The organism is Sphingomonas sp. Leaf30 (assembly GCF_001422525.1).
Taxonomy (GTDB): Bacteria; Pseudomonadota; Alphaproteobacteria; order Sphingomonadales; family Sphingomonadaceae; genus Sphingomonas; species Sphingomonas aerolata.
On the sequence record NZ_LMKZ01000001.1, the window covers coordinates 227,940 to 241,171 of the forward strand.

General features: G+C 67.8%; 15 protein-coding genes. 3 read left to right on the forward strand and 12 right to left on the reverse strand.

All coding sequences use genetic code 11. The features are described 5' to 3' along the window. Positions 1-90: 90 nt before the first annotated feature. From feoB to ASE89_RS01090, 4 genes are all read right to left on the reverse strand, one after another. Positions 91-1,953, reverse strand: coding sequence for a ferrous iron transporter B (gene feoB / locus ASE89_RS01075; RefSeq protein WP_056673255.1), 1,863 nt, complete (start codon positions 1,951-1,953; stop codon positions 91-93). Positions 1,954-1,966: 13 nt separating this feature from the next. Then, on the reverse strand, positions 1,967-2,242 hold the full coding sequence (locus ASE89_RS01080) for a FeoA family protein (protein WP_056673257.1): 276 nt from the start codon (positions 2,240-2,242) through the stop codon (positions 1,967-1,969). Positions 2,243-2,348: 106 nt separating this feature from the next. Next, complete coding sequence (locus tag ASE89_RS01085; protein WP_056673260.1) at positions 2,349-3,002, reverse strand: COQ9 family protein; 654 nt, start codon at positions 3,000-3,002, stop codon at positions 2,349-2,351. Beyond that, positions 2,999-3,976, reverse strand: coding sequence for a DMT family transporter (locus ASE89_RS01090; protein ID WP_082451174.1), 978 nt, complete (start codon positions 3,974-3,976; stop codon positions 2,999-3,001). The genes ASE89_RS01085 and ASE89_RS01090 overlap by 4 nt, the downstream gene beginning before the upstream one ends. Positions 3,977-4,026: 50 nt before the next feature. Between ASE89_RS01090 and ASE89_RS01095 the strand changes: the two genes are divergently transcribed. Further along, positions 4,027-5,115 (forward strand): alkene reductase, encoded by a 1,089-nt coding sequence (locus ASE89_RS01095; protein ID WP_056673263.1) that lies wholly within the window; start codon positions 4,027-4,029, stop codon positions 5,113-5,115. A 90-nt stretch (positions 5,116-5,205) separates the two neighbouring features. Continuing rightward, entirely contained in the window at positions 5,206-5,742 is a 537-nt protein-coding gene (locus ASE89_RS01100; protein WP_236701578.1) for a hypothetical protein, read from the forward strand. A gap of 50 nt (positions 5,743-5,792) precedes the next feature. On the opposite strand, the gene ribH is transcribed toward ASE89_RS01100, so the two are convergent. The 7 genes from ribH to ASE89_RS01135 form a co-directional block, all read right to left on the reverse strand. Then, the gene (gene ribH / locus ASE89_RS01105) at positions 5,793-6,215 is read right to left on the reverse strand and encodes a 6,7-dimethyl-8-ribityllumazine synthase (RefSeq protein WP_031440486.1); all 423 of its coding nucleotides are present in this window, start codon (positions 6,213-6,215) and stop codon (positions 5,793-5,795) included. After that, on the reverse strand, positions 6,215-7,378 hold the full coding sequence (gene ribB, locus ASE89_RS01110) for a 3,4-dihydroxy-2-butanone-4-phosphate synthase (RefSeq protein ID WP_031440487.1): 1,164 nt from the start codon (positions 7,376-7,378) through the stop codon (positions 6,215-6,217). Before ribB ends, ribH begins: the two co-directional genes overlap by 1 nt. Beyond that, the gene (locus ASE89_RS01115; RefSeq protein WP_056673266.1) at positions 7,368-8,009 is read right to left on the reverse strand and encodes a riboflavin synthase; all 642 of its coding nucleotides are present in this window, start codon (positions 8,007-8,009) and stop codon (positions 7,368-7,370) included. Before ASE89_RS01115 ends, ribB begins: the two co-directional genes overlap by 11 nt. Continuing rightward, positions 8,009-8,968, reverse strand: coding sequence for a bifunctional diaminohydroxyphosphoribosylaminopyrimidine deaminase/5-amino-6-(5-phosphoribosylamino)uracil reductase RibD (ribD, locus tag ASE89_RS01120; RefSeq protein WP_056673269.1), 960 nt, complete (start codon positions 8,966-8,968; stop codon positions 8,009-8,011). The genes ASE89_RS01115 and ribD overlap by 1 nt, the downstream gene beginning before the upstream one ends. A 23-nt stretch (positions 8,969-8,991) precedes the next feature. Next, positions 8,992-9,339, reverse strand: coding sequence for a hypothetical protein (locus ASE89_RS01125; protein ID WP_056673271.1), 348 nt, complete (start codon positions 9,337-9,339; stop codon positions 8,992-8,994). 103 nt (positions 9,340-9,442) lie between these two features. Continuing rightward, positions 9,443-10,108 (reverse strand): energy transducer TonB, encoded by a 666-nt coding sequence (locus tag ASE89_RS01130; RefSeq protein ID WP_056673274.1) that lies wholly within the window; start codon positions 10,106-10,108, stop codon positions 9,443-9,445. Positions 10,109-10,268: 160 nt separating this feature from the next. Beyond that, positions 10,269-11,612 carry a glutamate--tRNA ligase gene (locus ASE89_RS01135; RefSeq protein ID WP_056673277.1) on the reverse strand — a complete coding sequence of 448 codons (1,344 nt, stop codon included), beginning with the start codon at positions 11,610-11,612 and terminating at the stop codon, positions 10,269-10,271. Between the two features lie 106 nt (positions 11,613-11,718). Between ASE89_RS01135 and ASE89_RS01140 the strand changes: the two genes are divergently transcribed. Further along, positions 11,719-12,657 (forward strand): ribose-phosphate pyrophosphokinase, encoded by a 939-nt coding sequence (locus ASE89_RS01140; protein ID WP_056673279.1) that lies wholly within the window; start codon positions 11,719-11,721, stop codon positions 12,655-12,657. 36 nt (positions 12,658-12,693) lie between these two features. Here ASE89_RS01140 and ASE89_RS01145 read toward each other — a convergent pair whose 3' ends face one another. Next, complete coding sequence (locus ASE89_RS01145) at positions 12,694-13,035, reverse strand: PilZ domain-containing protein (protein ID WP_042466950.1); 342 nt, start codon at positions 13,033-13,035, stop codon at positions 12,694-12,696. Between the last annotated feature and the right edge of the window lie 197 nt (positions 13,036-13,232).

The window sequence follows — 13,232 nt, forward strand, 5'->3', positions numbered from 1 at the left end:
CAGATGACCCGGTGGAAGGGGTGATCGCTTCTGGGGAGAAGGACCAGGACCTACGCCTTGAACGGATTTGGAGTCCGCTCACCGCATCAATTACAGGCCAGCGGCCACCGCCAGCCAATATGTGATGCCTGCCATGATGTACGCGGCAGCGAACAAATAGCCAACCATGAACGCCGGCCATTTCCACCCATTGGTCTCCCGCCGGGTGACGGCGATCGTCGAAATGCACTGCGGCGCGAACACGAACCACATCAGGAAGGCGAGCGCGGTCGGCAGGGTCCAGCGGCCGCGCAGATTCTCGACCATCGCCTTGCCGCCCTGGTTGCTGTCGGGATCGTCGATCGCATAGACGGTGCCGATCGCCGCGACGGCGACCTCGCGCGCGGCCATCGCCGGGATCAGCGCGAGCACGATGTCGCGGTTGAAGCCGATCGGCGCGAACACCGGGGCAATGCCGTTGGCGATCCGTCCCGCCGCCGAATAATCGACCGGCGACACCCGGCTGCCTTCGGGCGGCTTGGGAAAGCTCAGCATCACCCACAGGATCACGGTCGACACCAGGATGATGCCGCCCGCACGCTTCAGGAAGATCTGCGCGCGGCTCCACAGGCCGATGCCGACGTCGCGCCACTGCGGCCACTGATATTTCGGCATCTCCATCATGAAGCCCGACGACACGCCCTTGGTGACCGTCCGGCGCAGCACCAGCGCGGCGACGAACGCACCAACGATCCCCATCACGTACAGCCCGAGCATCACGAGCCCCTGAAGGCCGACGAACGGCAGCACCTGCGTGTTGGGAATGAACGCGCCGATGATCAGCGTGTAGACCGGCAACCGCGCCGAACAGGTCATCAGCGGCGCGATCAGGATCGTCGTCAGCCGGTCCTTCTCGTCGTCGATCGTCCGCGTCGCCATGATCCCGGGGATCGCGCAGGCGAAGCTCGACAGCAGCGGAATGAACGCGCGGCCCGACAGCCCGACGCTCGCCATCACGCGGTCCATCAGGAACGCCGCGCGGACCATGTAGCCGCTCGCCTCGAGTACGAGGATGAAGAGGAACAGGATCAGGATCTGCGGCAGGAACACGATCACAGCGCCGACGCCCTTGATCACCCCGTCGACCAGCAGAGACCGGAGCAGCGAATCGGGAAGCTCCGACGTGATGAACGCCTGCAGCGCCGTGAAGCCGCCGTCGATCAGGTCCATGAACGGCTGCGCCCAGCTGAACACCGCCTGGAACATCAGGAACATGATCGCCAGCAGCAGCACCGGCCCGGCGATGGGATGCAGTGCGACCCCGTCGAGCATGTGCGTCCAGCGCCGCACCGGTGTCTCGGACAGCGTGGCGGCCGTCGCGATGTCGCGCGCGCGCCGCTGCAAGGTGACGATGTCGTCCTGCACGCTGCCGTCCGACTTGCGCAGCCGGATCGGACCGTTGACGACGGTCTGCGTCAGGATCGCACGCAGCGCGTCGAGCCCGCGTTTGCGGACCGCGACGGTCGGGATCACCGGTACGCCGAGTTCGCGCGAAAGCACCGCCGCGTCGAGTTTCAACCCGTCGCGTTCGGCGAGATCGACCATGTTGAGCGCCACCACGACGGGCAGGCCGAGCGCGATCAGCTGGAGCGTGAAGCGCAGATGATTGTCGAGATTGGCGGCATCGACGACCACGACCAGCGCGTCGGGCAGGCGTTCGCCGTCCTGCGTGCCGGTGACGACGTCGCGCGTGACGCGCTCGTCGGGGGACGATGGCTCGAGGCTGTAGGCGCCCGGCAGGTCGACCAGCTCGACCGGGCGGCCGTCGTCGAGCGTCAGCCGTCCGGCCTTGCGCTCGACCGTCACGCCTGGATAATTGCCGACCTTCTGCCGCGCACCCGTCAGCGCATTGAACAGCGCGCTCTTGCCGGCATTGGGATTGCCGACCAGCGCGACCAGCGGTGCTGCGTTCATAATGTCAGGCTGATTATTCTGCGGCGGCTGGCGTGGGTGATACGCGAATCGCACCTGCGACCGCACGCCGCAATGCGACGGTCATCCGGCCGATCCGGCAGGCAATCGGACCCTGGCCCAGCGTCGCGCGGTGAAGAACCTCGACATCGACACCCTCGTCAAAGCCGAGTTCGCGCAACCGGCGTGCCTCCGGGCCTGCCAGTCTGGCCCAGTCGATCGCAGCGACGGTGCCATGCTGCTTGCGGGGCAGCGTTTCGAGACTGACGGAACGATCGGGGCGAGTGTCCATGATGCGACTGATTATCAGTAACGGATCGCCAAGGGAAGCCCCGGCACGCGCGCTTGACCCAGATTGCGCGCATTCCATCGCCGCGTGACGATGCGCCGCAACGGGCTCATGCCACCGGATAGCGCAACCGCCCGACGAACCGCGACAGGCTGAAGCCATGCTCTGTCCGCTTGAGAAAGCCCGACTTTGCGGTTTCGAACCGCATGATGCCGTCGATCCGCCGGCTGAGAAACGCCCGCGTCTCGGCAAACCCCTCGCTGTCGTCGTCGAGGAAGATGGTGACGGTCGCGGCATAGACGCCGAGCAGGATCGTCCGCTTGGTATAATGATTATAATCGGTCGCGACGTCGCCCGCGGCGCGCCAGATCGTGTCGACCGTCCGCCAGCCGAGCCGCCCCGCCTTGGTCAGATTCTGCGGCAAGGCCAGGATCGCCAGCGCGCGGCGCAGCGATTCGCGGTCGGCGGCGGTCGCCTGCAGCCGGGCCTCGACCAGCGCGGCGATCCGGGCGCGAATCTTCATCGCCGACAGTCGTTCGGGCGGCACGCTTTCGAGCATCGCGACGTCGATATCGGCGAACCAAGCGTCGATCATGTCGACCGGCCCCTGTTCGAAGGCCAGCGCGGCGACGTCGCGGTCGATCCCCGCCGCGTCCGCCGCCATGTCGCGCGCCGCGTCGCTCCACCCGTCGAACGCCGCATTGGCGGCGATGCCGGGAGCGAGCAGCGAACGGATTTCGTCGAGCGTGAGGTCTTGGGTCATACCGTCTCCTGCCGTCCAAGATCAGGCGTGTCGAGCGCCTCTTCAATAGGGGGGCGATCGGCCGGCGTCCGGCGGACCAGCACCAGCGCGATCGCCACCATCACCACGCCGGCCAGATCGGGCAGGCCGAGCCGCTCGCCATAGACCAGCCAGCCGACCGTCCCTGCGACGACCGGCTGGATCAGCAGCGCTATGCCGATCACCAGCGGCGAAAACCGCCCGAGCGCATAGATCATCAATCCCTGGCCCAGCACCTGGCTGCACAGCGCGAGCCCGATCAGCGGGCCCCACTGCGCCGGCACGATCCGCTCGCCCATCGCCAGCGCGAAGACCAGCAACGGCACGATGCCCGCCAATGTCGACAGCACCAGCGCGGACAGGGGGGCAAGCGTCGTCCGCGCGCGCGCCATCAGGATGAAATACACCGTGTAGAGCAGCCCCGCGAGGATGCAGAGCAGGTCACCCGCCAAATTCTTTGCGTCGAGCTGATAGGAGCGTCCGAGCAGCAGCGCCGCGCCCGCCGCGGCGAGCATAAGTGCCCAGCCCTGCGTCCGCGTCGGCCAGGTCCGCGCGACGAGGAACCCGTAGATCGGGAACATCAGCGTCGCCGCATTGCCGAACAGCGTCGCATTGGCGAGCGTGGTGCGCAGGATGCCGAGATGCCAGCTGCCGAGATCCGCGGCAAAGCACACGCCGCCCGCGATCAGCCCGATCCAGACGCCGCGCCCGAGCCGCGTCGGTCGCGCGCCCTGTTGCGCGGCCAGCAGGACGAGAAACGGCACCGCCAGCGTCAGCCGCCAGAATCCTGCCGCGACCGGTCCGACCTCGGTCGCGCGGACGAACCACGGCCCGAATGCGAGCGCGACGTTGGCGATCAGCAGCGCGCCGAACGCGAGCGTGCCGGGGGCACCGGTCGTCGTCGCCGTCGGCGTTTCGGGCACGCTAGATATTCTTTGCGGGGCGGGGCGATGCATGCCGCGCTGTAGCGTCCTATCTTGCCCCCGTCAGGCATTAAGGAGCCCCCATGCCAAGCCTTTTCGATCCCATCACGCTCGGCGCCGTCGCCGCGCCCAACCGCATCCTCATGGCGCCGCTCACCCGCGGGCGTTCGGACAAGGACGCCGTCCCGTCCGACCTCATGATCGACTATTACACGCAGCGCGCCAGCGCCGGCCTGATCATCTCGGAAGCCACCGGCATCAGCCGCGAAGGCCTGGGCTGGCCATTCGCGCCGGGTCTGTGGACCGATGCGCAGGTTGCCGCGTGGAAGCCCGTCACCGCAGCGGTGCACGCCGCCGGCGGCCGCATCATCGCGCAGCTCTGGCATATGGGCCGCCAGGTTCATTCGTCGGTGATCGGCGGCCAGCCCGTCTCGTCGTCCGCCACCAAGACCGAAGGCCAGGCGCACACGTTCGAGGGCAAGAAGGATTTCGAGGTCGCGCGTCCGCTCGAGCTGAACGAGATCCCGCGGCTGCTGAACGACTATGAGCTGGCGACGAAGAACGCGCTCGAGGCCGGGTTCGACGGTGTCCAGATCCACGCCGCGAACGGCTATCTGATCGACCAGTTCCTGCGCGACAACGCGAACAGCCGCACCGATGACTATGGTGGCAGCATCGAGAACCGCATCCGCCTGCTTCGCGAAGTCACCGAGCGCGTGATCTCGGTCGCCGGCGCCGATCGCACCAGCGTCCGTCTCTCGCCCAATGGCGATTCGCAGGGCGTCGACGACAGCAATCCCGAGCCGCTGTTCACCGCCGCTGCCAAGGCGCTGTCCGATCTCGGCATCGCCTTCCTCGAACTGCGCGAGCCCGGCCCCGATGGCACCTTCGGCAAGACCGACGTGCCGAAGCTCAGCCCGGCGATCCGCAAGGTCTTCAAGGGCGTGCTGGTCGTGAACTCGGATTACGACACGCTCGAAAAGGCGCAGGCCGAGCTCGACAAGGGCGATGCCGATGCGATCAGTTTCGGGCGGACGTTCATTGCGAACCCCGACCTGCCCGAGCGCCTGCGTACCGGCGCACCGCTGGCGCAGGATAACCCGAAGACCTGGTACAGCCAGGGCCCCGAGGGCTATATCGACTATCCGGCGCTGGAAACCGTGCCCGCCTAAGCCGACCGCCTGATTGTCACCGGTAACGCCATCGCATAGCAGCGCGGCTTTCGCGTCGTGCGCGGCGCACCGGTGACGACAGGACATGACATGACCGACGGCTGGGGCCCGCCGAAATCGCCCCCCAAATCCAGCCCCGCATCGGCCTGGCCGCTGAACGACCGCGGCCCCGGCCCGTTGCTGCCCGGCACCGCGGATCGCGCTGCCCGCCGTGCGGAAGAGCGTGCCCGCGAGCGGGAGCAGCGCGCGCAGGACCGCCTCGCTGCCACGGACCAGCGCGCCGAAGCACGCGCCGCGCAACGCGATGCGCTCTCGCAGGACCGTGAACGTGCGCGCGAAGCGCGCCGGGTCGAGGAAGCGCAGCGGATCCGCGCCCGGCTCGACGCACCGCCCGCCAATGACGAGGAAGCGCTCAAGATCGCCAAGCGCCGCCGCTCGGGCGCGCGTGCGCGCAGCGGCGAGGAGACGAAGACCGAACGCGACACCCGCGGCTATACGACGATCGTTGATCCCGCCCGCATCCGCACGCTCGCCGCCCGCGGCGCGTCGATCGCCGCGCTGGCCGCCGCGTTCGGAATTACTGCCGAAGAGGTCGAGGCCGCCCTGCGCGACACTCCCGAGGAATGACCAGGGCGATCGTGGGTGGATGAGGGCGGACGTCCGAACGCCCACGCATCCTACGCGACGAAGCGGTCCTTCAGCGCCAGCATCGCGAGCGCCGCCTTCGCCGCGCCGCCGCCCTTGTCGCCCTCGGTCGGGCGGGCACGCGTGAGCGCCTGCGCCTCGTTCTCGGTCGTCAGGATGCCGTTGCCGATCGGCAGGCCGTCCATCGTCAGCGCCATGATCCCGCGCGCGCTCTCGCCAGCGACGATCTCGAAATGATAGGTTTCGCCGCGGATCACGACGCCCAGCGCGACATAGCCGTCATAGGTCTCGCTCTCGGCCGCCAGCGCGATCGCGCCGGGCACCTCGAGCGCGCCGGGGACGGTGATCGTCTCGTGGCTGTGGCCCGCGGCCTCGATCGCCGCGCGCGCGCCTTCGATCAGCAGGTCGTTCAGATGGTCGTAGAACCGCGCTTCGACGATCAGGATATGCGCCATCAGTTGGGAGCCTTTTCAGTGTCGAGGGGAGCGATCGGACGTTCGCCGACGATCGACAGGCCATAGCCGTCGAGCCCGACCAGCGTGTGGTGGGTGTTGGTGATCAGCACCATGTCATGGACGCCGAGCTCGGTCAGGATCATCGCGCCGACGCCATAGTCGCGCAGCTCTTCCATGTCCGGGGTGATCTCCGCGCCCGCCTTCTTCAGCACGGCGGAGGTGAATGCGTTGCCGCGCGGCCGGTTGATGACGACGATCACGCCCGCGCCCTCGTCCGCGATCATCTGCATCGACCGCGCGAGGATCCGGCCGCGATCGCCCGATTCGCCGAAGATGTCCGCGAAGGGCGACAGCGCATGCATGCGGACGAGCGTCGGCTTTGCCGGGTCGATCCGGCCCTTGACCAGCGCGACCTGCTCGGTGCCCGTCGCCTTGTTCCAGAAGGTCAATGCGGTCCAGTCGCCGCCCCATTCGGACGTGAACCTGGCCTCGGCGCGCTTCTCGACCAGATGGTCGTAGCGGCGGCGATAGGCGATCAGGTCGCGGATCGTGCCGATCTTGATATTGTGGAACTGCGCGAAGGTGACGAGGTCGTCCATCCGCGCCATCGTCCCGTCCTCGTTCATGATCTCGCAGATCACGCCCGAAGGATTCAGCCCGGCCAGCCGCGCGACGTCGACCGCCGCCTCGGTATGGCCGGCGCGGATCAGCACGCCGCCGTCGCGCGCGACGAGCGGGAAGACATGGCCGGGGGTGACGATGTCCGCCTTCTGCTTGGTCGCATCGATCGCCACCGCGATCGTCCGCGCGCGATCCGCCGCCGAGATGCCCGTGGTGACGCCTTCGAGCGCCTCTATCGACACGGTGAACGCGGTCTCGTGCCGCGTGCCGTTGTTGCGGCTCATCAGCTCGAGTCCGAGCTCTTCGGTCCGCGTCTTGGTCAGCGCGAGACAGATCAGCCCACGACCGAACTTCGCCATGAAGTTGATCTTCTCGGGCGTCGCCATCTGCGCGGGGATGACCAGGTCGCCCTCGTTCTCGCGGTCCTCGTCATCGACCAGGATGAACATCCGGCCGTTGCGCGCCTCGTCGATGATCTCTTCGGGGCTCGACAGATATCCATGCTTCAGGCGCCCGAGTTCGGCGCTGCGTTCAGCCGGCATTGACACGGTAATGCTCCATCCGTTGGAGATAGCGGGCAAGGACGTCGATCTCGATATTGACCGTCCGGTCCGTCTCGATCGTCCCGAGCGTGGTGACGCCCCAGGTATGCGGGATGATGTTCAGCCCGAACTCGACCGCGCGTTGCCCGTCGGGGCCGTCGACGTCGCGCACGGTGTTGACGGTCAGCGACACGCCGTCGACCGTGACCGATCCCTTGGCAGCGACGAACGGCGCGATGTCGGTGCCGGCGCGGACGGTGACGCGGTGCGATCCGCCTTCCTCGACCACCGACACGATCGTCCCCAGCCCGTCGACATGGCCGGTGACGATATGCCCGCCCAGTTCCTCGCCGAGCTTCATCGCGCGTTCGAGGTTCAGCGGGCGACCTTGCGTCCACTGATCGCGCGCGGTGCGGCTGATCGTCTCGCCCGACACGTCGACCGCGAACCAGTGCGGTCCGTCGCCGCCCGCGGACTTGTCGACCACGGTCAGGCAGACGCCCGAACACGCGATCGACGCGCCCAGGTCGATCGTGGCGGGATCATAGGCGGTCGCGATGACCACGCGCGTGTCGCCCTGTTGCGCCACGCTGGTGATTGTGCCGATGTCGGTGACGATTCCGGTAAACATTATTCCTCGTTTCGCTCGCGCTCGTAGACCTCGACTCGGTCGCTGCCAAGTTGCCGTGAATCGACGATCGACCAGCGGCCATGCGCGCTGGAAAGATCGTCGAGACCAATATCGCCAATGGAATGCCGGCCGTTCCCGATCAGGATCGGCGCGCGGTACAGCAGCAGCCGGTCGACCAGATCCGCGGCAAGGAACGCCGACGCTACGGCCGCGCCGCCCTCGACCAGCAGATGGTCGCCGGGCAGGGCCGCAATATCCTGCGGATCGGCGATGACGTGCCACTCCGCGTCCGCATCGGGCGCTGTCCGCGACAGCAGCACGCGGCGCGGCGCCCGCGGCTCAAGTCCCGCAAGCCGCACGTCGAGTCGCGGCGCATCCGCCTCGAACGTCCCGCGCCCGACCAGAATCGCCTCGTGCCGGCTCCGTTCGAGATGCGCATGCGCGCGCGCCTGTGGCCCGGTGATCCAGCGGCTCGACCCGTCCGCCATCGCGATACAGCCGTCGAGCGAGGTCGCGAGTTTCAGCGTGACATGCGGCCGACCGCGGGCGAGTCGTGTAAGAAACCCCGCCATCGACCGTCGCGCCTCGGCGGCACGCACGCCCGTCTCGACGCGGATCCCGGCGTCGCGCAACCGCGCGAACCCACGCCCCGCCGTCCGGAGATCAGGATCCTCCAACGCCGCGACGACCCGCGCCACGCCGGCCGCGATCAGCAGATCGCTGCACGCCGGCCCGCGCGGTGATTCATGCGCACAGGGCTCGAGCGTCACATAGGCCGTGGCTCCCCGCGCCTTCACGCCCGCCTGTGTCAGTGCCATCGCCTCGGCATGCGGCCGACCGCCTGCTTGCGTCCAGCCGCGCCCGACGATGCGTCCGTCCGCTACGATCACGCAGCCTACACAAGGGTTGGGTGCCGTACGCCCGCGTCCCCGTGCCGCCAGCGCCAGTGCCGCGCCAATACCGCGGCCGGGCTGGTCGATGCTCAGATCCCCAGCGCCTTCAGCTTGTCGTCCATCCGCTTGAACGACGCGCGGGTTTCCTCCTCGCGCTTCTTCTGCTCAGCCAGCCGCGCGGCCTTGATCGGCGCGTCGATCTTCTGCTGCGCGATGATCTGCGCATCGGTGCGATCCGCGGGCCATTGCTCGACATAGACGATGTTCGGCCGATACTCGCGCTCGGCATAGCTGTCCTTCGAGAAGGCGTAGATCAGGAAGCCCGTGACGAGCATCGCCAGCGCGAGAAAGCCGAGCTCGTACGGCTGCCGGCCCCGGAGGAACAGGCGGAGGTCGCGATAGGCGCGGACCGGCGAGAAACGACTGAAAGAGCCCATCGCGCAAAGATAGGCATGCAGGCCCCCCAAGGCCAGTACCTTGGGCGACGACCCGGGGGGCCGACCTGCAGGCCCATCCTTGCGGCGGGTCGCCGCCCGCGGCTCAGTTTTCCAGCACGAACGACAGGTTCATCGTCTTCCACGCTTCGACCGCGACCCCGTCGCGCGTCGCTGGCCTGAACCGCCACTTCGTCAGCGCCCGGTCCAGCGTCGCGCGATAAAAGGCGTCGCTGGTGGCGGTGACCCGCTCGACCTGTTTCACGCGCCCGTCCGCGCCGATCAGCACGCGCAGGACGACTCGCCCCTCGCGCCCGGCCCGGCGTTCCTCGGACGGATAACCCGGCTGGAAATCCGCGGCATAGCGCGGGTCGATGCCCGGCTGGACGAACAGGGGCGACGGCTTGGGCGGATCGACCGCCACGCTGCCTGTGCCCGTGCCGACGACGTCGATCGGCGGGTTGAAGGGCAGCGGGTCGGGCACAACCTCGAACCCCTCGGTGGCCGGCGTCGGCACCTGCCGGACCGGTGCATCGGGCCGCGGCGCTGGGCGCGGCTGCTGGCGGACCAGCGGATCGGCGGGCGGCACCGGCGTGGGCGGCGGCGGGGTGTGCGGGATATAGATTGTGAGTGGCGGGTCGGGCGGCGTGAACGGCACCAGTTCCGGTGCTGCAAAGAACAACGCCCCGATCACCACGCCGTTGATCGCCAGCGCGACGCCCAGGCTTCCGGGGTTCAATCCGCCCGTCCGGCTCATTCTGTCCGCGTACATCCGTCCGTCTCCTTCGCATCTCCTCGAGGATGGCGGCGCGATCGATACCGCCACGTGAAATGGTACATCATTACATGCGCCGCGCAAGCGCGATCGGAACCGTTTTGCACGCCGTCGGATCAGGGGCGGTCAGCGGGGTTTCAGCCCGCTCGTTCAAGCCTCAGCCGGCGCGTGCCGCCGCGAGGCGCGCCAGTGCCCGCTCGCGCCCGATCAGCGGCAGCAGTGCGGCCATGTCGGGCCCGTGATCGCGTCCGGTCAGCGCGCGGCGCAGCGGCAGGAACAGCGCCTTCCCCTTGCGCCCCGTCTCCGCCTTCAACCGGCTCGTCAGCGCGTGCCAGGGGTCACTTGCCCAGTCGATTGCCGTAGCGGCCGCCAGCGCCTGGTCGAGATACGTCGCCTCCTCGTCCCCGCCGACGGGTTCGACCGCGACCGGCCCCTCGATCACCTGCCACCAGTCGGCGGCATCGGCGAGCGTCACCAGGTTCGGACGTACCGCCTCCCATGCGGCCTCGCCCATGCCCTCGGGCAGGCGGTCGGCGACGTCGGCAAAGGGCAGCGCATGCAGGATCCGCGCATTTACCTGCGCCAGCTCCCCCTCGTCGAACCGCGCCGGCGCGCGGCCGAACCGGGCGAAATCGAACGTCGCGATCAGCGGCGCGGCGTCGGCGATCGGCTCGACCGGATCGCTCGTCCCGATCCGCGCGAGCAGCGCGCGCACCGCCTGCGGCTCGATCCCGACGTCCCGGAAATGATCCGCGCCGAGCGAGCCCAGCCGCTTGGACAATTTCCCCTCCGCGCCCGTCAGGAGCGCCTCGTGCGCGAATTGCGGTGCGCGGGCGTCCATCGCTGCGAACATCTGAAGCTGGAGCGCGGTGTTCGACACATGATCCTCGCCGCGTACGACGTGCGTGACCCCCATCTCGGCATCGTCGATCGCGGAGGGCAGCATGTACAGCCAGGATCCGTCGGCGCGCCGGATCACCGGATCGCTCATCGACGCAGCATGAAACGCCTGTGGCCCGCGGATCAGGTCGATCCACGCGATCGGCGTGTCGTGATCGAGCTTGAATCGCCAGTGCGGCGACACCCCGTCGCGCTCGAACACCGCGCGCTGCGCATCGGTGAGCGTCAGCGCCGCGCGATCATAGATCGGCGGCAATCCGCGCCCCGCCTGAATCTTGCGCTTCAGGTCGAGCTCCTGCGCGCTCTCATACGCCGGATAGATATGCCCGCTCTCGACCAGCGCCGCGAACCGCGCCTCGTACAGCGCGAACCGCGCCGACTGGCGTTCCTCGCCATCGGGCGTCATCCCCAACCAGTCGAGATCGCTACGGATCGCGTCGACGAACCGCTCCTCGCTACGTGCCGCATCGGTGTCGTCGATCCGCAGCAGGAAGCGTCCGCCCTGCGCGCGCGCGAACATCCAGTTGTGGAGCGCCGTGCGGATATTGCCGACGTGCAGCCGGCCGGTGGGCGAGGGGGCGAAACGGGTTATGACGGTCATGCCCTGCGCTGTACGAAGCGGCGCGCGCCCCGGCAAACCCCTTCGGCCCTTTCCCCATTGGAACACCGGGACTAAGGGGCGTGCGACTGGGCGTGGAGCGATTTTGATGAAACTGATGACCGGCAATTCCAACCTGCCTCTGGCGCAGGAGATCGCCGCCTATCTCGAAATCCCGCTGACCGATGTCAGCGTCCGCCGCTTTGCCGACGAGGAAGTGTTCGTCGAGATCAACGAGAATGTCCGCGGCGAGGACGTGTTCGTGATCCAGTCGACCGGCTTTCCAGCGAACGACAACCTCATGGAACTGCTCATCATGATCGACGCGCTGAAGCGCGCGTCGGCACGCCGCATCACCGCGGTCATCCCCTATATGGGTTATGCCCGCCAGGACCGGAAACCCGGCCCGCGCACGCCGATCTCGGCCAAGCTCGTCGCCAACCTCATCACCGTCGCCGGCGCCAACCGCGTCCTCTCGGTCGATCTCCATGCCGGGCAGATCCAGGGCTTCTTCGATATCCCGACCGACAATCTCTATGCGGCGCCGGTCATGTCCGCGGATATCCTTGCGCGGTTCAAGGGCAAGAACCTGATGGTTGTCTCCCCCGACGTCGGCGGCGTCGTGCGTGCGCGCGTGCTTGCCAAGCGCCTTAACAACGCGCCGCTCGCGATCGTCGACAAGCGTCGCGAGCGCGCAGGCGAATCGGAGGTGATGAACATCATCGGCGAGGTCGAGGGCCGCTTCTGCATTCTCGTCGACGACATCGTCGATTCGGCAGGCACGCTGTGCAATGCGGCGGCCGCGCTGATGGAGGCGGGCGCCGAGGGCGTCGTCGCCTATGTCACGCACGGCGTGCTGTCGGGCGGCGCGGTCGCGCGGGTCGAGGGCTCAGAGCTGCGCGAGCTCGTCATCACCGACTCGATCGGCAATCACGACGTGATCAAGGGCGCGCACGGCAAGATCCGCCACCTGCAGATCGCACCGCTGCTCGGCGAGGCGATCAAGCGGATCGCGGATGAAACCAGCGTCTCGAGCCTGTTCGACTGAGGCGCGCCGCTGTCGGATCGTGGTGCGGTCGCCGGGTTACCGCTGCGACAGCGCCACGATGTGATCGAACACCGCAGGGTGCAGCGGCTTGGCGAAGGCGCAGCCATATTTGAACTTGTCGCGCCACGCGACCACCGCCTCGAGGGCGGCGAGGCCAGGCAAGGTCAGCCACACGACCGTCCCCGGCCAGAGCGTGAAGCTCGTCTCGGCCCGGAACCCCGACAGCGACAGGTCGGTCACTTCGATCTCGAACCGCGTCTGGCCGCGGTCGCGCAGATGCGCACGCATCCTGACGGATTTGCGCAACGCCCGGCGCAACTCTCCACCGGGCTCTTCACCGGTCCGAGTCTCGGGCGAGTCGTAGGCGGGGTCTGTCATGGTTCAACTCTGGCACGGAAAGCGTTACTTTTCCGCAAATGTTTGTGATCCGGCAGGCGTTTCGATCCGCCGCGGCGCGTATCCCTAAAATGGCCAAAAATCAGCGATAACCTCTCTCTATTGCGAACAAGACGCAAGTGCAAATGCCTTAAGGGTGGATTTGCAGCGCGCCCTGTGCTTTACGCGCTGGCAATTCC